This is a genomic window from Kitasatospora mediocidica KCTC 9733 (assembly GCF_000744225.1).
Lineage (GTDB): Bacteria > Actinomycetota > Actinomycetes > Streptomycetales > Streptomycetaceae > Kitasatospora > Kitasatospora mediocidica.
On sequence record NZ_JQLN01000003.1, the window covers coordinates 213,279 to 231,840 of the forward strand.

The window sequence follows — 18,562 nt, forward strand, 5'->3', positions numbered from 1 at the left end:
CCTGCGGGTGTCCCCTCCGGGCGGTGACGCGGAGCGCTAGGGTTTGCGGTGTCACAGCCGCACGAGGGGGACCGACATGGCTGACCCGTCCACCTATCGTCCGGCACCCGGGGCGATCCCGACGTCGCCCGGGGTGTACCGGTTCCGGGACGCGCACGGCCGGGTGATCTACGTCGGCAAGGCGAAGAGCCTGCGCCCGCGGCTCTCCTCGTACTTCCAGGACATCGCGAACCTGCACCCGCGCACCGCGACCATGGTCACCACGGCGGCCTCGGTGGAGTGGACGGTGGTCGGCACCGAGGTCGAGGCGCTCCAGCTGGAGTACTCCTGGATCAAGGAGTACGACCCGCGCTTCAACGTGAAGTACCGCGACGACAAGAGCTACCCCGAGCTCGCGGTCACCCTCAACGAGGAGTTCCCGCGGGTCCAGGTGATGCGCGGCGCGCACAAGAAGGGCGTGCGCTACTTCGGCCCGTACGGTCACGCCTGGGCGATCCGCGAGACCGTCGACCTGCTGCTGCGGGTCTTCCCGGTGCGCACCTGCTCCAACGGCGTCTTCAAGCGCGCCCAGCAGGTCGGCCGGCCCTGCCTGCTCGGCTACATCGGCAAGTGCGCGGCCCCCTGCGTCGGCCGGGTCTCGGCGCAGGAGCACCTGGAGCTGGCTGAGGAGTTCTGCGACTTCATGGCCGGGCGCACCGGAAACTACCTGCGCCGCCTGGAGGACGGGATGCGCGAGGCGGCGGCCGAACTGGAGTACGAGAAGGCCGCCCGGCTGCGCGACGACATCGAGGCGCTCAAGCGCGCGATGGAGAAGAACGCCGTGGTGCTCGCCGACGGCACCGACGCCGACCTGCTGGCGCTGGCCGAGGACGAGCTGGAGGCCGCCGTCCAGATCTTCCACGTCCGCGGCGGACGGGTCCGCGGACAGCGCGGCTGGGTCACCGACAAGGTCGAGGACGTGGACACCGCGGCCCTGGTCGAGCACGCCCTCCAGCAGCTCTACGGCGGCGGCACCACCGAGTCCGTCCCGCGCGAGGTGCTGGTGCCCGCCCTGCCCGAGCCGCTCGCGCCGGTCCGCGAGTGGCTGGCCGGCCTGCGCGGCGCCCAGGTCGACCTGAGGATCCCTCAGCGCGGCGACAAGAAGGACCTGATGGCGACCGTCGAGCGCAACGCCCAGCAGGCGCTGGCGCTGCACAAGACCAAGCGTGCCTCGGACCTGACGACCCGTAGCCGGGCCCTGCAGGAGATCGCCGACGCGCTGGAGCTCGACTCCGTCCCGCTGCGCATCGAGTGCTTCGACATCTCGCACCTGCAGGGCGACGACGTGGTCGCCTCGATGGTGGTCTTCGAGGACGGCCTGGCCCGCAAGAGCGAGTACCGCCGCTTCCAGATCAAGGGCTTCGAGGGCCAGGACGACGTCCGCTCGATGCACGAGGTGATCAGCCGCCGGTTCCGCCGCTACCTCCAGGAGCGCGAGCAGACCGGCGAGTGGGCGGTCCCCGAGGAGGACGACCCCACTCCGAACGGCCCGGTGGACCCCGAGACCGGCCGCCCGCGCCGCTTCGCCTACCCCCCGCAGCTGCTGGTGGTCGACGGCGGCCAGCCGCAGGTGGCCGCCGCCCGCCGGGCGCTGGACGAGCTGGGCATCGACGACGTCGCGCTGTGCGGGCTGGCCAAGCGCCTGGAGGAGGTCTGGCTCCCCGGCCAGGACGACCCGGTCGTGCTGCCGCGCAGCAGCGAGGGCCTCTACCTGCTCCAGCGGGTCCGCGACGAGGCGCACCGCTTCGCGATCACCTACCAGCGGAGCAAGCGCGCCAAGCGCTTCACCAGCGGCGGGCTGGACGCGGTGCCGGGACTCGGCGAGACCCGGCGCACCGCGCTGCTCAAGCACTTCGGCTCGGTGAAGAAGCTGCGAGCCGCCACCGTCGAGGAGATCTGCGCGGTTCCGGGGATCGGGCGGCGCACTGCGGAGACTGTTGTCGCGGCGTTGGCCTCCCGTCCATCCACGGCATTCGCGGTCAACACCGCGACAGGCGAGATCATGGAGGACAGCGCCGATCGGCTGGAAGACGGCCGGCAGAACCCGGAGACACCGTGACGGCCGGGGGCCGAGCGCGTTCTTCACCGTAGAGAAGCACTGAGAGCGGGGAATCGAAGTGACAGTGTCCGATGACGGGGGCACCACCCGGCCAAAGGCCGGGGGAGAGACCGCCCCGGAACTGGTGATCATCTCCGGCATGTCCGGAGCCGGCCGCAGCACCGCGGCCAAATGCCTGGAGGACCTCGGCTGGTTCGTCGTCGACAACCTGCCCCCGGCCCTCATCCCGACCATGGTCGACCTCGGTGCCCGCTCGCAGGGCGCCGTCGCCAGGATCGGCGCGGTGGTCGACGTCCGGGGCCGGCAGTTCTTCGACGACCTGCGGGCCTCCCTGGAGGAACTGGAGAAGCGCGGGATCCGGCTGCGGGTGGTCTTCCTGGAGTCCTCCGAGGCGGCCCTGGTGCGCCGGTTCGAGAGCGTCCGGCGCCCGCACCCGCTGCAGGGCGACGGCCGGATCGTGGACGGCATCGCCCAGGAACGCGACCTGCTGCGCGAGCTGCGCGGCGAGGCCGACCTGGTGATCGACACCTCCGACCTCAACGTCCACCAGCTGCGGGCCAAGCTGGACGCCCAGTTCGCCGACCACGACGAGCCCGAGCTGCGGGCCACCGTGATGTCCTTCGGCTTCAAGTACGGCCTGCCGGTCGACGCCGACCTGGTGGTGGACTGCCGCTTCCTGCCCAACCCGCACTGGGTCCCCGAACTGCGGGCCCGCACCGGGACGGACAGCGACGTCGCGGACTACGTGTTCGAGCAGCCCGGGGCCAAGGAGTTCCTGGACGGTTACGCGGAGCTGCTGCGGATTGTCACGGAGGGTTACCGCAGGGAGGGCAAGCGGTACATGACGCTTGCCGTAGGCTGCACCGGTGGCAAGCACCGCAGCGTCGCCATGTCGGAGCGGTTGACAAAGCGTCTGATCGCCGATGGCGTGGAGACGGTCCTGGTGCACCGCGACATGGGACGGGAGTGACGGCGGCCCTGCACCGCCGACAGCAGAGAAACGTGGGGTAGGTGTGACGGGATACTCGCCAGGGCGGCAGCTCCAGCACAAGGCCGCCGAGCGGGGTTCCCCGGGCGCATCGAAGTCACGCGGCACCGCGCCGAAGATCACCGCGCTGGGCGGCGGGCAGGGGCTCTCGGCCTCGCTCTCCGCCCTGCGCAGGCTGACCAGCGACCTGACCGCCGTGGTCACCGTCGCCGACGACGGCGGCTCCAGCGGCCGGCTCCGGGCCGAGCTGGGCGTCCTGCCGCCGGGCGACCTGCGCAAGGCGCTGGCCGCGCTCTGCGGGGACGACGACTGGGGCCGTACCTGGTCCGAGGTCATCCAGCAGCGCTTCACCGGCACCGGCGAGCTGGGCGGGCACGCGGTCGGCAACCTGCTGATCGTGGCGCTCTGGGAGAAGCTCGGCGATCCGGTCGCCGCGCTGGAGTGGGTCGGCCGGCTGCTCAACGTGCAGGGGCGGGTGCTGCCGATGTCGGCCGTCCCGCTGGACATCGAGGCCATGGTGCGCGGGCACGACCCGGCCCGCCCCGGCGAGCTGAGCGCAGTGCGCGGCCAGGCCGACGTGGCGGTCACGCCCGGTACCGTCCAGTCGGTGCGGCTGCTGCCCGAGGAGCCGCCGGCCGTCCCCGAGGCCGTCGCGGCCGTGCTGGAGGCGGACTGGGTGGTGCTCGGACCCGGCTCCTGGTTCACCAGCGTGCTGCCGCACCTGCTGGTGCCCGAGCTGGCGAAGGCGCTGACCGAGACCAAGGCCCGGCGCCTGCTCACCCTCAACCTCGCGCCCCAGCCGGGCGAGACCGAGGGCTTCACCCCGCAGCGTCACCTGGAGGTGATCGCCGACCACGCTCCCGAGCTCGCGGTGGATGCCATCCTGGTGGACGAGCGGGCGGTGACCGGCGGGGCCTTCGGGGTGGCCGACCTGGCCGGTCTGGAGAAGGCCGCGGGACGGATGGGCGCGGCCCTGGTGCTGGACCAGGTGGCGGCGTCCGACGGCACGCCGCGACACGACCCGGAGCTTCTGGCCGCGGCGTACGACCGGATTTTCCGGACACATGGAAGGATCGGCCCATGGCGATGACGGCAGCGGTGAAGGACGAGATCAGCCGGCTCCCTGTCACCCGGGCCTGCTGCCGCAAGGCTGAGGTATCGGCGATCCTGCGATTCGCGGGCGGACTCCACATTGTGAGTGGACGCATCGTGATCGAGGCGGAGCTGGACACCGGCGTTGCGGCGCGACGGCTGCGCAAGGACCTGCTGGAGATCTTCGGGCACTCCTCGGATCTGGTGGTGATGGCCCCCAGCGGTCTGCGACGCGGCAGTCGGTATGTGGTCCGTGTGGTGAAGGACGGCGAACTGCTGGCCCGGCAGACGGGGCTGGTGGACGGGCGAGGACGCCCGATCCGGGGGCTTCCCCCGGCGGTGGTCTCCGGGGCCACCTGCGACGCGGAGGCGGCCTGGCGCGGCGCCTTCCTGGCGCACGGCTCGCTCACCGAGCCGGGCAGGTCCTCCTCGCTGGAGATCACCTGCCCCGGTTCGGAGGCGGCCCTCGCCCTGGTGGGGGCGGCCCGGCGGCTGGGCATCCCGGCCAAGGCCCGCGAGGTGCGCGGCGCGGACCGGGTGGTGATCCGGGACGGCGACGCGATCGGCGCGCTGCTGACCCGGCTGGGCGCGCACGAGTCGGTGCTGGCCTGGGAGGAGCGCCGGCTGCGCCGCGAGGTGCGGGCGACCGCCAACCGGCTGGCCAACTTCGACGACGCCAACCTGCGCCGCTCGGCCCGGGCGGCCGTCGCGGCCGGGGCCCGGGTGCAGCGGGCGCTGGAGATCCTCGGCGACGAGGTCCCCGAGCACCTGGCCGCGGCCGGGCAGCTGCGGATGCAGCACAAGCAGGCCTCGCTGGAGGAGTTGGGCGCGCTGGCCGATCCGCCGCTCACCAAGGACGCGGTGGCCGGCCGGATTCGCCGGCTGCTGGCGATGGCCGACAAGCGCGCCTCCGAGCTCGGTCTGCCGAGCACCGAGGCCAATCTGACCGAGGAGATGGCCCTCAACTGAGGCCCCTCACGGGCATCTGAGCCACCCCGGACTCCGTCGAGTCCGGGGTGGCACTCTTTTTGCCCCTGCGTGCCATCGGCGGGCGCGACCAACTGCCCTACAAGGGCTGGCGGGCAGCCCGCGCAAGGGGCTGAAACCGCGCCACGCCAAGGGCAGGGGGCCGGACAGGATGTGCTCCGCCGTGTGCGGTAGGGGTAGGGTCATTGGTGGTCGGGGACATCCCATTTCCACCCCGTCGGCATAGCCCGGCGTATCTCAGAGGAGATCGGTTCGTGACGATCCGGGTAGGCATCAACGGATTCGGCCGCATCGGCCGCAACTTCTTCCGTGCGGTCAAGTCTCAGGGCGCGGACATCGAGATTGTCGGCGTCAACGACCTGACCGACACCAAGACCTTGGCTCACCTGCTCAAGTATGACTCGATCCTGGGCACCTTCCAGGGCGAGATCAGCCACACCGCTGACAGCATCACGGTCGACGGCAAGACCTTCAAGGTCATCGCCGAGCGTGACCCCGCCAACCTCCCCTGGGCCGCACTCGGCGCCGACGTCGTCATCGAGTCCACCGGCATCTTCACCAGCGCCGACGCCGCAAAGAAGCACGTCACCGCCGGTGCCAAGAAGGTCATCATCTCCGCGCCCGCTTCCGGCGAGGACATCACCATCGTGATGGGCGTCAACGACGACAAGTACGACGCCGCGAAGCACACCATCATCTCCAACGCGTCCTGCACCACGAACTGCGTGGCACCGCTGGCCAAGGTGCTGCTGGAGAACTTCGGCATCGTCAAGGGCATGATGACGACGGTGCACGCGTTCACCAACGACCAGGTCACGCTGGACTTCCCGCACAAGGACCTGCGCCGTGCCCGTGCCGCGTCGCTGAACATCATCCCGACCTCGACGGGTGCCGCCAAGGCCACCGCGCTGGTCCTGCCGGAGCTCAAGGGCAAGCTGGACGGCACTTCGCTGCGCGTCCCGGTCCCGACCGGCTCGATCACCGACCTGGTGGTGACCCTCGAGCGCGAGGTCACCGTCGAGGAGGTCAACGCGGCCTTCCTGAAGGCGTCCCAGGGCGCCCTCAAGGGCATCCTCGAGTACACCGAGGACCCGATCGTCTCCTCCGACATCGTGAACTCGCCGTTCTCCACCATCTTCGACTCGCTGATGACCATGGTCCAGGGCGACCAGGTCAAGGTCTTCGGCTGGTACGACAACGAGTGGGGCTACTCGAACCGCCTCGTCAACCTGACCACCCTCGTCGGTGGCCAGCTCTGACGCAGCGAGAGCTGACGTGATGTGAGGACCGGGGCCCGGACGCGCAACTGCGCCTCCGGGCCCCGGTCCTGCGCACCCTCATCTCGCCCCCCGGCGGTCCGGTACTGTGCCGCCCGTAGCACGACCCTCTCCAGGAGAACGAAACCGTGAAGACCATCGAAGACCTCGATGTGGCAGGCCGGCGGGTTTTCGTCCGCGCCGACCTGAACGTGCCGCTCTCGGGCGACACCATCACCGACGACGGCCGGATCCGCGCCGTCGCCCCGACCATCGCCAAGCTGCTGCAGTCCGGCGCGAAGGTGATCGTCGCCTCCCACCTCGGCCGTCCCAAGGGGGCGCCGGACCCGCAGTTCTCGCTCGCGCCGGTGGCCGTCCGCCTCGGCGAGATCCTCGGCAAGCCGGTGGCCTTCGCCACCGACACCGTGGGCGACAGCGCGAAGGCCACCGTCGCCGCCCTGGCCGACGGCGAGGTCACGCTGCTGGAGAACCTGCGCTTCAACGCGGGTGAGACGAGCAAGGACGACGCCGAGCGCGCCGCCTTCGCCGACGAGCTCGCCGCCCTGGCCGACCTCTACGTGGGCGACGGCTTCGGCGCGGTGCACCGCAAGCACGCCTCGGTCTACGACCTGCCGGCCCGCCTGCCGCACGCCGTCGGCGACCTGATTGCCACCGAGGTGGCCGTGCTCAAGCGGCTCACCGAGGAGGTGGCCCGCCCGTACGCGGTGGTGCTGGGCGGCTCCAAGGTCTCCGACAAGGTCGGCGTGATCGACAACCTGCTGGGCAAGGCCGACCGCATCCTGATCGGCGGCGGCATGGTCTTCACCTTCCTCGCGGCGCTCGGCCACGAGGTCGGCGCCTCGCTGCTGCAGAAGGACGAGATCCCGACCGTCCTGGAGTACCTGGAGCGGGCGAAGAAGAACGGCGTGGAGTTCGTCCTGCCGGTGGACGTCGCGGTCGCCGGGAGCTTCCCCGACGTCAAGACGGGCGCGCCGGCCGAGGGCTTCGAGGTCGTCGCGGTGGACGGCATCCCCGCCGACAAGCTGGGCCTGGACATCGGCCCGCGGTCGGCCGAGCTGTTCGCCGAGAAGCTGGCCGACGCGGCCACGGTGTTCTGGAACGGCCCGATGGGCGTCTTCGAGCACCCGGAGTTCGCCGCCGGCACCCGGGCCGTCGCCCAGGCGCTGCTGGACGGCGACGCCTTTTCCGTGGTCGGCGGCGGGGACTCCGCCGCGGCCGTCCGCATCCTGGGCTTCGACGAGACGAAGTTCGGGCACATCTCGACCGGCGGTGGCGCGAGCCTGGAGTACCTGGAGGGCAAGACGCTCCCCGGTCTCGCCGCCCTGGAAGGCTGAACATGACTGACCGTACCCCGCTGATGGCCGGCAACTGGAAGATGAACCTCAACCACCTGGAGGCCATCCAGCACACCCAGAAGCTGGCGTTCGCGCTGACCGACAAGGACTACGACGCCGTCGAGGTAGCCGTCCTCGTCCCGTTCACCGACCTGCGCTCGGTGCAGACCCTGGTCGACGGCGACAAGCTGAAGATCAAGTACGGCTCGCAGGACGTCTCGGCGCACGACTCCGGTGCCTACACCGGCGAGATCTCCGGCGTGATGCTGTCCAAGCTCAAGTGCAGCTACGCGGTGATCGGCCACTCGGAGCGCCGCCAGTACCACGGCGAGAACGAGGAGATCGTCAACGCCAAGGTGCAGGCCGCCTACCGCAACGGTGTGGTCCCGATCCTGTGCATCGGCGAGCCGCTGGAGGTCCGCAAGGCCGGCACGCACGTCGCGCACACCCTCGCCCAGCTGGACGGCGCGCTGACCGCCGTCCCGGCGTCGGACGTCGAGCGGATCGTCGTCGCGTACGAGCCGGTCTGGGCGATCGGCACCGGCGAGGTGGCCACCCCGGAGGACGCGCAGGAGGTCTGCGCGGCGATCCGTGGCCGGCTGGCCGAGCTGTACTCCGCCGAGCTGGCCGACAAGGTCCGCGTGCTGTACGGCGGTTCGGTGAAGTCCTCCAGCGCGGCCGGCCTGATGGCCAAGCCCGACGTGGACGGCGCACTGATCGGCGGGGCCTCGCTGGACGCCGACGAGTTCGTCAAGATCGTGCGTTACCGCGAGCAGGCAGTAGGCTAACGCCCTCACAGCAACGTAGTCTTTGGGGCCGGACCGCCTTTCGGGCGGCCCGGCCCCTCGCCCATGACCCAACCGTACGAGAGAGTTGGTCCCGCCGTGGTTCTCGGGTTCTCGATTGCCCTGATCATCTTCAGTCTGCTGATGATCCTCCTGGTGCTGCTGCACAAGGGGAAGGGCGGCGGCCTGTCCGACATGTTCGGCGGTGGCTCGATGTCCGCCGGCGGCGGCTCGGCCGTGGCGGAGCGCAACCTCGACCGCATCACCATCCTCGTGGGCCTCTGCTGGTTCGCCTGCATCGTGGTGCTCGGCCTGCTGATCAAGGTCAAGAGCTGACCCTTCCTCAGTCCCGGAGGCGGTGCGGACAGATCCTTATCCGCTCCGTACACTAGGACAACTTGCCAACACGGTCCGCAGTGGGCGGCCGGTCGGCGGGCGGATGTGGGGCCGCGCCCTCGGGGCACGGCCGACAACACCTGGGCAGGCCCAGGCGGATAGCGGCACGCAGGGAGTCAGACCGTGGCAAGTGGCAACGCCATCCGTGGCAGCAGGGTCGGGGCAGGCCCGATGGGTGAGGCGGAACGCGGCGAGTCCGCCCCCCGTAACCGGATCACCTTCTGGTGCGCCAACAAGCACGAGACGCGCCCCAGCTTTGCCGCCGAGGCCGTCATCCCGGACACCTGGGACTGCCCCCGCTGCGGGTTCCCGGCCGGGCAGGACGAGCACAACCCGCCGGCGCCGTCGCGCAACGAGCCCTACAAGACCCACCTCGCGTACGTCCGCGAGCGCCGCAGTGACGCCGACGGCGAGGCGATCCTGGCCGAGGCGCTGGCCAAGCTGCGCGGCGAGATCTGACCGTCGCCAGGCGGGACCCGATCGTCCCGAAAGTCCCCCCGTCAACGTGGTTTGACGTGGGGACTTTTTTGGACCACCATTCCACTAACTGCTTAGTGGAATGGTGGTGCTGATGGGTGGGGACGGCATGATCGAGCTTCGCGCCGGCGTGGAGGTGTTCGGCCTCGGCAAGCGCTACCGGCGCGGCTGGGCGCTGCGGAACTGCTCCTTCCGGCTGCCCGCCGGGCGGATCTGCGCGCTGGTCGGACCGAACGGCGCGGGCAAGAGCACCCTGCTCTCGGTCCTCGCCGGACTGCTGGTGCCCACCGAGGGGAGCGTCGAGCTCCTGGGGATGCCGCTCGGCGACCGTGAGAGCGTCGGCCGGGTCGCGTTCGTGGCCCAGGACAAGCCGCTCTACACCGGCTTCACGGTGGCCGAGCTGCTCCGCCTGGGGGAGGAGCTGAACCCGCGGTGGGACCGTGACAAGGCCGAGCTGGTGGTCGCGGGCGGCGGCTTCCCGAGGTCGGCCAGGATCGGTTCGCTCTCCGGCGGCCAGCGCACCCGGGTCTCGCTCGCACTGGCCCTGGGCAAGCGGCCCGACCTGCTGATCCTGGACGAGCCGATGTCCGACCTGGACCCGCTGGCCCGCCACCAGCTGATGGGCCTGCTGATGGCCGAGGCCGCCGAGCGCGGCACCACGGTGCTGATGTCCTCGCACGTGGTCTCCGAGTTGCAGGAGGTCTGCGACTACCTGGTGCTGGTCGCCGACGGCGCGGTCCGGATGGCCGGGGACGTCGAGGAGATCCTCGGTGCCCACCGCCTGCTGGTCGGCGACCAGCGCGACGAGCCGCACCTCGCGGGCCACCAGCTGGTGGAGAGCCGGCTGGCCGGCCGCACGCTCAGTGCCCTGGTCCGCCCGCTCGGCCCGCTGCGTGGCGACTGGCAGAGCAGCACCCCCACCCTGGAGGAGCTGTTGCTCGCCCACCTGCGCTCGCCGCAGGCGCCGGCCCTGCTGACCGTCGACGCGCGCGTCACCCCGCGGGCGGTGGCGGCATGACGACGACGACCACGCTCGCGGCCCCCGAGGCCGCCGTCCCCGCCGGCCGCTCCCGGCTGCGCCCGCACGGCCTGGGCTGGCTGATGTGGCGTCAACACCGGCTGCTGGCCTGGCTCCTGCTGGCCGCCGTGCTCGCCGCGGCCATCGGATTCCCGTTCCTGCGCGGTGCGATGTCCTCCTACATCTCCGCCCACCACATCGCCGGCTGCGCGGAGATCACCTCCGACCCTAACTGCCAGCAGCAGGGCGGGCAGCAGGCCGTCGAGCAGTTCCGCGCGACCTACGGCCTGGAGCTCAAGGGCATCGGGCTGCTGCTGCGGCTGCTGCCGACCGTGCTCGGGGTGCTGGTCGGCGCCCCGCTGCTCGCGCGCGAGCTGGAGACCGGTACCTGGAAGCTGGTGCTGGCGCAGTCGGTGACCGCCCGGCGCTGGGTGGCGGCCAAGCTGCTGGCGGTCGGACTGTTCTGCGCGCTGGGCTCCGCCGTGCTGATGGCGCTCTTCCGCTGGCTCTGGGAGCCCTCGGCCAATGACGTCTCGGGCATCTCCTGGTACAGCACGGCCTTCGTGGCCTCCGGTGGACCGCTGCTGGTCGCCACCGTGCTGCTGGCGCTGGCGGTCGGCGTCACCGTGGGCGCGCTGGTGCGCCGGGTGGTGCCGGCGATGGGCGGCACGCTGGCCGTGCTGGTGGCCGTGCAGGTCGCGTTGTCCGGGGTGCGGCCCTACCTCTGGGGCTGGCACACCGAGTTGATCTCGATGTCCGAGCTGCCCAACGACACCTGGGGAATCGCCCAGGGCTACCTGCTCCCGGACGGCACCCGGCTGCCGTACGGCGACGTGTGCGGCGGCAACGACGTCGCGGGGTGCGGCGCAAGCGGACGCGAGTTCACCGACGTGCACCACGCGGCGGACTACTGGCCGCTGCAGCTGGTCGAGTCCGGGATCTGCCTGGTGCTGGCCGCCGCGCTGGTCCTCTTCACCGTGCGATGGACCGTCCGCCGACTGGGCTGAGCGCGCGAACGGCGGCGGGGGTGGCACTCGAAAGTGCCACCCCCGCCGCCGTTTTGACGCTCCGTCAGGCTGAGGCCGGAGGGTAGAGCGCCGCCGGGATCTTCGCCGCGGCCGCCCGGTCGAGCAGCCAGAGCGTGCGACTGGTCCCGTACGCGCCGGAGGCCGGCGCCAGCAGCTCGCCCGGCCCGGACAGCGCCAGCGCGACCGCGTCGGCCTTGTCCTCACCGGCCGCCAGCAGCCAGACCTCGCGGGCCGCCCGGATCGCCGGCAGGGTCAGCGAGACCCGGGTCGGCGGCGGCTTCGGCGCGCCGCGCACGCCGACCACCGTGCGGGCACGCTCCCGGACACCCGGGTGCTCGGGGAAGAGCGAGGCCACATGGGTGTCCGGGCCGACGCCGAGCAGCAGCACGTCGAAGGCGGGCACCCGGCCGCGGTCCTGCGGACCCGCGGCCAGCGCCAGCTCCTCGGCGTACCGCTCGGCGGCGGCCTCCACATCGCTGCCGTCCACACCGTCCGAGGCGGGCATGAAGTGCACCCGCGCCGGGTCCAGCGGGACCCGGGACAGCAGCTCGTCGGTGGCCTGGACGGCGTTGCGCTCCGGATCCGCGGAGGGGACGAAGCGCTCGTCGCCCCACCAGAGGTCCAGCCGCGACCAGTCCACGGCGTCCCGGGCGGGGGACGCCGCGAGGGCCGCGAGCAGCGCGTTGCCGTTGCGCCCACCGGTCAGCACCACCGAGGCGGTGCCCCGGGCGGACTGCGCGTCGACGACCTTGGTGATCAGCCGGGCGGCCGCCGCCTGGGCCATCAGCTCCTTGTCGCGGTGCACGACCAGCTGCGGGACCGGGCTCATGCGCCGCTCCGCTTGCGCGGGGAGGCCTTCTTGCCGTCCTTCTTCGGCGCCGCCGCGGGGGGCTTGCGGGCCGTCGGCGCCTTCTTGGCGACCGGCACCTTGGCGGTCACCCGGGGGACGGCCACGGCCGCCTCGACGGCCGCCTCGACCGCCGCCGCGGTGTGCGCCTCGGCCTCCGCCTCGGCCATCGCGACCGCCACATCGGTGGCGTGCGCCTGCGCGGACGGCTCGTGCAGCCGCTCGACGCCGGTGCGCACCGCCGCCGCGTAGATGTCGTCCGGGTCCAGCCGGCGCAGCTCCTCGGCGATCAGGTCGGCGGTGTCCCGCCGCTTGAGCGCCACCATCCGGTCCGGCGCGCCGGGGATGGAGAGGGTGCCCATCAGGCCGTCCGGGCGGTCCAGGACGATCTCGCCGTCCTTGCTGCGCATCCGTACCGCGGTGATACCCGGGCCGTCGGTGACGACCCGCTCGACCGGTACGTTCAGCCGGTCGGTCAGCCACAGCCCGAGCAGCTCGACGCTGGGGTTGTAGGACTCGCCCTCGACCACGGCCGCGGTGACCGTGGTGGGCCGCTGGTCCAGGGCGGCGGCCAGCATGGAGCGCCAGCCGGTGATCCTGGTCCAGGCGAGGTCGGTGTCGCCGGGGGTGTAGCTCTGGGCCCGCAGCGCCAGCTGGTCGACCGGCGACTCGGCGGTCACCGCGTCGGTGATCCGGCGCTGCGCGATGGCACCGAGCGGGTCCTGCGCGGGGTGCGCGGGCGCGTTCTCGGGCCACCAGACCACCACCGGCGCGTCCGGCAGCAGCAGTGGCAGCACGACCGACTGCGCGTGCGAGACGAGCTCGCCGTGCATCCGCAGGATCGCCGTCTCGCCGGAGCCGGTGTCGGCGCCGACCAGGATCTCGGCGTCCAGCCGGGCACCGGCCCGGGCCCGCGGCGAACGCCCGGCCCGCTTGATGACCGCCAGTATCCGCGAGGGGTGCTCGCGGGAGGCGTCGTTGGCGGCCTTGAGGGCGTCGTACGCGCTGCCCTCGTCGACCACGATGACCAGGGTGAGCACCATGCCGGCCGCGGTGGAACCGCTGGCCCGCCGGGCGTCCATCATGGCGTTGTTGATCTTGCTGGACGTGGTGTCCGTCAGGTCGATCTTCATGGCCGGCGCCAGCTCCTGCCGTCTCGTGCGAGCATCTCGTCGGCCTCCGCGGGGCCCCACGTGCCGGCGGGGTACTGCGCGGGCTTGCCGTGCTCGTCCCAGTGCTTCTCGATCGGGTCGAGGATCTCCCAGGAGAGCTCGACCTCCTGGTGCCGCGGGAACAGGTTGGCGTCGCCCAGCAGCACGTCCAGGATGAGCCGCTCGTACGCCTCGGGGCTGGACTCGGTGAACGACTCGCCGTAGGCGAAGTCCATCGTGACGTCCCGGACCTCCATCGAGGTGCCCGGCACCTTGGAGCCGAACCGCACGGTGACGCCCTCGTCCGGCTGGACCCGGATGACCAGGGCGTTCTGCCCCAGCTCCTCGGTCGCGTAGGAGTCGAACGGCAGGTACGGCGCGCGCTGGAAGACGACCGCGATCTCGGTCACCCGGCGGCCCAGGCGCTTGCCCGTGCGCAGGTAGAACGGGACGCCCGCCCAGCGGCGGTTGTTGATCTCCAGCTTCACGGCGGCGTAGGTGTCGGTCTTCGACTTGGGGTCGATGCCGTCCTCGTCCAGGTACCCGACCACCTCCTCGCCACCCTGCCAGCCGGCCGAGTACTGGCCGCGGACGGTGTGCAGGCCGAGGTCCTTGGGCAGCTGCACGGCGCTGAGCACCTTGAGCTTCTCGGCGACCAGGGCCTTGGGGTGGAACGAGGCCGGCTCCTCGATGGCCGTCAGGGCCATCAGCTGGAGCAGGTGGTTCTGGATCACGTCACGGGCGGAGCCGATGCCGTCGTAGTACCCGGCCCGGCCGCCGATGCCGATGTCCTCGGCCATGGTGATCTGCACGTGGTCCACGTAGGACCGGTTCCAGATCGGCTCGAACATCGAGTTGGCGAACCGCAGCGCCAGGATGTTCTGGACGGTCTCCTTGCCGAGGTAGTGGTCGATCCGGAAGACCTCGTCACGCGGGAAGACCTCGTGGACGACCTTGTTCAGCTCCTGGGCGCTCTCCAGGTTGTGGCCGAACGGCTTCTCGATCACCGCGCGGCGCCAGGAGCCGGGCGGCGGGTCGGCCAGCCCGTGCTTCTTCAGCTGCTGGACCACGTTGGGGAAGAACTTCGGCGGCACCGACAGGTAGAAGGCGAAGTTGCCGCTGGTGCCCTGCGCCTTGTCGAGGTCCTCGATGGTCTCGCGCAGGGTCTCGAAGGCCGCGTCGTCGTCGAAGGTGCCCTGGACGAACCGCATGCCCTTGGCGAGCTGCTCCCAGACCTCCTCGCGGAACGGGGTGCGGGCGTGCTCCTTGACGGCGTCGTGGACCTCCTGGGCGAAGTCCTCGTCCTCCCACTCGCGGCGGGCGAAGCCCACCAGGGAGAAGCCCGGCGGCAGCAGACCGCGGTTGGCCAGGTCGTAGATGGCCGGCATCAGCTTCTTGCGGGACAGGTCGCCGGTGACCCCGAAGATGACCAGGCCGGACGGCCCCGCGATGCGGGGCAGCCGGCGGTCGGCGGGGTCGCGCAGCGGGTTCGACGGCGGCAGCGGAGTCTCGCTCTGCTGTCCGTCCGTCCCTTCCAGATCGGGGAAGGCCTGTGGATTGCTCACTGGTGGGCTCCGCTCTCAGTGCGTGGTGTGAGCAGGGATCACTTCTCGCCGGCCGCGAAGGAGGCGAGGGAGGCGGTCACGGTGTCGAGCAGCTCGATCCAGGAGGCCTCGAACTTCGACACGCCCTCGTCCTCCAGGACCTGGACCACGTCGTCGTAGTCCACGCCCGCGGCGGCGATGGCGTCCATCACGGCCTGCGCGTCGGCGTAGTTGCCGGTGATGGTGTCACCGGTGACCGGGCCGTGGTCGCCGGTGGCTTCCAGGGTGGCCTCGGGCATGGTGTTGACGGTGCCCGGCGCGACCAGCTCGGTCACGTACAGGGTGTCCGGCAGGGCCGGGTCCTTGACGCCGGTGGAGGCCCACAGCGGGCGCTGCGGCTTGGCGCCGGCCGCCTCCAGGGCCTTCCAGCGCGCGCCGGCCGGACGCTTGCCGTCGACCGAGCCGAAGACCTCCTCGTACGCCTGGTAGGCGAGGCGGGCGTTGGCCAGCGCGGCCTTGGAGCGCAGCTCCTTGGCGCCCAGGGCGTCCAGGCGCTTGTCGATCTCGGTGTCCACGCGGGAGACGAAGAAGGAGGCCACCGACTCGATCGAGGAGAGGTCCAGGCCCTTGGCCTTGGCCTGCTCCAGGCCGGTCAGGAAGGCGTCGATGACGGCCTTGTAGCGGTCCAGCGAGAAGATCAGCGTGACGTTGACGCTGATGCCCCGGCCGATCACCTCGGTGATCGCGGGCAGGCCGGCCTTGGTGGCCGGGATCTTGATGAACACGTTCGGACGGTCCACCAGCCACCACAGCTGCTTGGCCTCGGCCACCGTGGCCGCGGTCTCGTGGGCCAGGCGCGGGTCGACCTCGATGGAGACCCGGCCGTCGCGGCCGTTGCTGGCGTCGTAGACCGGGCGCAGCACGTCGGCCGCGTCGCGCACGTCCGAGGTGGTGATCATGCGGATCGCCTCGTCCGTGGTGACCTTGCGGATCGCCAGGTCGCGCAGCTGACCGTCGTAGGAGGAGTCACCGCCGCCGATGGCCTTCTGGAAGATGGTGGGGTTGGTCGTCACGCCGACCACGTGCTTGCTCTGCACGAGCTCGGCCAGGTTGCCGGAGTTCAGCCGGGTGCGGCTCAGGTCGTCCAGCCAGATCGCCACGCCCTCGTCGCTGAGGCGCTTCAGTGCGTCAGTCATGCTGCTCAGTCCCTCTGTTCATGTTCATGGAATGTCGCCAAGGCGGTGCGGGCCGCGCATCCGGAGCAGGCCGGATGCGCGGCCCGGGGGTGCTAGCGGTGCGCGTCGGCCAGCGAGCGGAGCGAGGTGTGCGCCGCGGCCACCACGGCCTCGGCGGTGATGCCGAACTCCTGGAACAGCACCTGGTAGTCGGCGGAGGCGCCGAAGTGCTCCAGGCTGACGATCCGGCCGTGGTCGCCGACCAGTTCGCGCCAGCCCTGGGCGATGCCCGCCTCGACCGAGACGCGGGCCTTGACGGCCGGCGGCAGCACGCTGTCGCGGTACGCCTGGTCCTGCTCGTTGAACCACTCGACGGACGGCATCGAGACCACCCGGGTGCTGACGCCCTCGGCCTCCAGCACCTCGCGGGCCTTGACCGCGAGCTGCACCTCGGAGCCGGTGCCGATCAGGATCAGGTCCGGGATGCCCTTGCTCGCCTCGGCCAGCACGTAGCCGCCCTTGGCGGTGCCCTCGGCCGAGCCGAAGACCTCGCGGTCCCAGGTCGGCACGTTCTGCCGGGTGAGCGCCAGGCCGACCGGGCCGGGGTGGGTGGTGAAGCGCTCGATGACGGTGCGCCAGGCGACCGCCGTCTCGTTGGCGTCGGCCGGGCGGACCATCGACAGGCCCGGGATGGCGCGCAGCGAGGCCAGGTGCTCGACCGGCTGGTGGGTCGGGCCGTCCTCGCCCAGGCCGATCGAGTCGTGCGTCCAGACGTAGGTGACCGGCAGCTTCATCAGCGCGGCCAGGCGCACGGCCGGGCGCATGTAGTCGGCGAAGACCAGGAAGGTGCCGCCGTAGACGCGGGTCTTCCCGTGCAGGGCGATGCCGTTCATGGTCGAGCCCATGGCGTGCTCGCGGATGCCGAAGTGGATCGTCCGGCCGTACGGGTTCGCCGACTTCAGCGGGTTGCCCTCGGGCAGGAACGAGCTGTCCTCGTCGATCGTGGTGAGGTTGGACTCCGCGAGGTCGGCCGAGCCGCCCCACAGCTCCGGGATCACCGCGCCGAGCGCCTTGAGGGTCTCGCCGCTGGCCTTGCGGGTCGCGACGTCCTTGCCGGCCGGGAAGGTCGGCAGCTGCTTGTGCCAGCCGTCCGGCAGCTCGCCGGACTGGATCCGGTCGAACTCCGCGGCGCGCTGCGCGTCGGCGCCGCGCCAGGCGGCGAAGGACTTCTCCCACTCGGCGCGGGCGGCCTTGCCGCGCTGGACGACCAGGCGGGCGTGCGCGAGCACCTCGTCGGTGACCTCGAAGGTCTGCTCCGGGTCGAAGCCCAGCACCTTCTTGGTCTTGGCGATCTCGGCGTCGCCGAGCGCCGAGCCGTGCGCCTTGCCGGTGTTCTGCGCGTCCGGCGCCGGCCAGGCGATGATCGTGCGCATGCCGATGATGGACGGGCGCGAGGTCTCCGCCTTCGCGGCGGCCAGCGCCTCGGCGATGGCGTGCACGTCGACGTCGCCGTTGCTCTTCGGCGCCACGCGCTGGACGTGCCAGCCGTAGGCCTCGTAGCGGGCCAGGACGTCCTCGGAGAAGGCGGTCGCGGTGTCGCCCTCGATCGAGATGTGGTTGTCGTCGTACAGCGCGACCAGGTTGCCCAGCTTCTGGTGGCCCGCCAGCGAGGACGCCTCGGCCGAGATGCCCTCCTCCAGGTCGCCGTCCGAGACGATCGCCCAGATGGTGTGGTCGAACGGCGAGGTGCCCGGGGCCGCCTCCGGGTCGAACAGGCCGCGCTCGTAGCGGGCCGCCATCGCCATGCCCACCGCGTTGCCGATGCCCTGGCCGAGCGGGCCGGTGGTGGTCTCCACACCCGCGGTGTGGCCGTGCTCCGGGTGGCCCGGGGTGCGGCTGCCGGCGACCCGGAACGCCTTCAGGTCCTCCAGCTCGAGGCCGTAGCCCGAGAGGAAGAGCTGGGTGTAGAGCGTCAGGCTGGTGTGGCCGGGGGAAAGGACGAAGCGGTCACGCCCCACCCAGGACGGATCGGTGGGGTCGTGGCGCAGGAAACGCTGGAAGATCAGGTAGGCCGCGGGGGCCAGCGACATGGCCGTCCCCGGGTGACCGTTGCCGACCTTCTGGACGGCGTCCATGGCCAGCACGCGGGCCGTGTCCACCGTGCGCTCGTCCAGCTCGGTCCACTCGAATGCGTTCGTCGGCTTCGTGCTCACCCTTCTCAGGGCTCCTTCCGTAGTGAAGTGCTCCCGTGAAGGGGACCGAGTCGGCCACGTCGTTGTGGACCAGACGCTTCGGCGGTTCCGGTCACGGAGGGTTGATCCCGCTTCTCTGTGCGAGCCTACCGTCCGTGCCGGGGCCCGCCTTC

At 71.4% G+C, this 18,562-nt stretch carries 16 protein-coding genes; 11 read left to right on the plus strand and 5 right to left on the minus strand.

Features of this window, described 5'->3' with window-relative positions:
* The first annotated feature begins 76 nt into the window (after window positions 1-76).
* The 11 genes from uvrC to BS80_RS06370 all read left to right on the plus strand — a co-directional run bounded on the left by uvrC (window position 77) and on the right by BS80_RS06370 (window position 11,459).
* Window positions 77-2,098 carry an excinuclease ABC subunit UvrC gene (uvrC, locus tag BS80_RS06320; RefSeq protein WP_035794154.1) on the plus strand — a complete coding sequence of 674 codons (2,022 nt, stop codon included), beginning with the start codon at window positions 77-79 and terminating at the stop codon, window positions 2,096-2,098.
* A gap of 139 nt (window positions 2,099-2,237) precedes the next feature.
* Window positions 2,238-3,068 (plus strand): RNase adapter RapZ, encoded by an 831-nt coding sequence (gene rapZ, locus BS80_RS06325; protein ID WP_232246379.1) that lies wholly within the window; start codon window positions 2,238-2,240, stop codon window positions 3,066-3,068.
* Window positions 3,069-3,111: 43 nt separating this feature from the next.
* The gene (locus BS80_RS06330) at window positions 3,112-4,176 is read left to right on the plus strand and encodes a gluconeogenesis factor YvcK family protein (protein WP_035794156.1); all 1,065 of its coding nucleotides are present in this window, start codon (window positions 3,112-3,114) and stop codon (window positions 4,174-4,176) included.
* Window positions 4,167-5,147 carry a DNA-binding protein WhiA gene (gene whiA, locus BS80_RS06335; RefSeq protein WP_035794157.1) on the plus strand — a complete coding sequence of 327 codons (981 nt, stop codon included), beginning with the start codon at window positions 4,167-4,169 and terminating at the stop codon, window positions 5,145-5,147. Before BS80_RS06330 ends, whiA begins: the two co-directional genes overlap by 10 nt.
* Window positions 5,148-5,419: 272 nt before the next feature.
* Window positions 5,420-6,424: a type I glyceraldehyde-3-phosphate dehydrogenase gene (gap, locus tag BS80_RS06340; RefSeq protein WP_035794158.1), complete on the plus strand. Its 1,005-nt coding sequence runs from the start codon at window positions 5,420-5,422 to the stop codon at window positions 6,422-6,424.
* Window positions 6,425-6,570: 146 nt separating this feature from the next.
* Window positions 6,571-7,776 carry a phosphoglycerate kinase gene (locus BS80_RS06345; protein WP_035794159.1) on the plus strand — a complete coding sequence of 402 codons (1,206 nt, stop codon included), beginning with the start codon at window positions 6,571-6,573 and terminating at the stop codon, window positions 7,774-7,776.
* A 2-nt stretch (window positions 7,777-7,778) separates the two neighbouring features.
* Complete coding sequence (gene tpiA, locus BS80_RS06350) at window positions 7,779-8,564, plus strand: triose-phosphate isomerase (RefSeq protein ID WP_035794160.1); 786 nt, start codon at window positions 7,779-7,781, stop codon at window positions 8,562-8,564.
* Between the two features lie 96 nt (window positions 8,565-8,660).
* Window positions 8,661-8,897 (plus strand): preprotein translocase subunit SecG, encoded by a 237-nt coding sequence (gene secG / locus BS80_RS06355; protein WP_035794161.1) that lies wholly within the window; start codon window positions 8,661-8,663, stop codon window positions 8,895-8,897.
* A 231-nt stretch (window positions 8,898-9,128) separates the two neighbouring features.
* A complete protein-coding gene (locus tag BS80_RS06360) occupies window positions 9,129-9,416 on the plus strand; it encodes an RNA polymerase-binding protein RbpA (protein ID WP_035794162.1) in 288 nt (95 codons plus the stop codon).
* A 127-nt stretch (window positions 9,417-9,543) separates the two neighbouring features.
* Window positions 9,544-10,452 (plus strand): ABC transporter ATP-binding protein, encoded by a 909-nt coding sequence (locus BS80_RS06365; RefSeq protein WP_035794747.1) that lies wholly within the window; start codon window positions 9,544-9,546, stop codon window positions 10,450-10,452.
* Window positions 10,449-11,459: an ABC transporter permease subunit gene (locus BS80_RS06370; protein ID WP_051966178.1), complete on the plus strand. Its 1,011-nt coding sequence runs from the start codon at window positions 10,449-10,451 to the stop codon at window positions 11,457-11,459. The genes BS80_RS06365 and BS80_RS06370 overlap by 4 nt, the downstream gene beginning before the upstream one ends.
* A 64-nt stretch (window positions 11,460-11,523) precedes the next feature.
* On the opposite strand, the gene pgl is transcribed toward BS80_RS06370, so the two are convergent.
* The 5 genes from pgl to tkt form a co-directional block, all read right to left on the minus strand.
* Window positions 11,524-12,309, minus strand: coding sequence for a 6-phosphogluconolactonase (pgl, locus tag BS80_RS06375; RefSeq protein ID WP_035794163.1), 786 nt, complete (start codon window positions 12,307-12,309; stop codon window positions 11,524-11,526).
* Window positions 12,306-13,460 (minus strand): glucose-6-phosphate dehydrogenase assembly protein OpcA, encoded by a 1,155-nt coding sequence (gene opcA, locus BS80_RS06380; RefSeq protein WP_035794164.1) that lies wholly within the window; start codon window positions 13,458-13,460, stop codon window positions 12,306-12,308. The genes pgl and opcA overlap by 4 nt, the downstream gene beginning before the upstream one ends.
* Complete coding sequence (zwf, locus tag BS80_RS06385) at window positions 13,457-14,980, minus strand: glucose-6-phosphate dehydrogenase (RefSeq protein ID WP_035794752.1); 1,524 nt, start codon at window positions 14,978-14,980, stop codon at window positions 13,457-13,459. Before zwf ends, opcA begins: the two co-directional genes overlap by 4 nt.
* A gap of 101 nt (window positions 14,981-15,081) precedes the next feature.
* The gene (tal, locus tag BS80_RS06390; RefSeq protein WP_035794165.1) at window positions 15,082-16,218 is read right to left on the minus strand and encodes a transaldolase; all 1,137 of its coding nucleotides are present in this window, start codon (window positions 16,216-16,218) and stop codon (window positions 15,082-15,084) included.
* Between the two features lie 92 nt (window positions 16,219-16,310).
* Window positions 16,311-18,410 carry a transketolase gene (tkt, locus tag BS80_RS06395; RefSeq protein ID WP_035794166.1) on the minus strand — a complete coding sequence of 700 codons (2,100 nt, stop codon included), beginning with the start codon at window positions 18,408-18,410 and terminating at the stop codon, window positions 16,311-16,313.
* Between the last annotated feature and the right edge of the window lie 152 nt (window positions 18,411-18,562).

What these genes read in the sequence shown, in the direction of transcription:
- whiA (WP_035794157.1), top strand. Translation starts at nt 4,167, where the DNA reads ATGGCGATGACGGCAGCGGTGAAGGACGAGATCAGCCGGCTCCCTGTC.
- BS80_RS06360 (WP_035794162.1), top strand. Translation starts at nt 9,129, where the DNA reads ATGGGTGAGGCGGAACGCGGCGAGTCCGCCCCCCGTAACCGGATCACC.
- tal (WP_035794165.1), bottom strand. Translation starts at nt 16,218, where the DNA reads ATGACTGACGCACTGAAGCGCCTCAGCGACGAGGGCGTGGCGATCTGG.
- tpiA (WP_035794160.1), top strand. Translation starts at nt 7,779, where the DNA reads ATGACTGACCGTACCCCGCTGATGGCCGGCAACTGGAAGATGAACCTC.
- uvrC (WP_035794154.1), top strand. Translation starts at nt 77, where the DNA reads ATGGCTGACCCGTCCACCTATCGTCCGGCACCCGGGGCGATCCCGACG.
- BS80_RS06365 (WP_035794747.1), top strand. Translation starts at nt 9,544, where the DNA reads ATGATCGAGCTTCGCGCCGGCGTGGAGGTGTTCGGCCTCGGCAAGCGC.
- opcA (WP_035794164.1), bottom strand. Translation starts at nt 13,460, where the DNA reads ATGAAGATCGACCTGACGGACACCACGTCCAGCAAGATCAACAACGCC.
- BS80_RS06370 (WP_051966178.1), top strand. Translation starts at nt 10,449, where the DNA reads ATGACGACGACGACCACGCTCGCGGCCCCCGAGGCCGCCGTCCCCGCC.
- rapZ (WP_232246379.1), top strand. Translation starts at nt 2,238, where the DNA reads ATGTCCGGAGCCGGCCGCAGCACCGCGGCCAAATGCCTGGAGGACCTC.
- pgl (WP_035794163.1), bottom strand. Translation starts at nt 12,309, where the DNA reads ATGAGCCCGGTCCCGCAGCTGGTCGTGCACCGCGACAAGGAGCTGATG.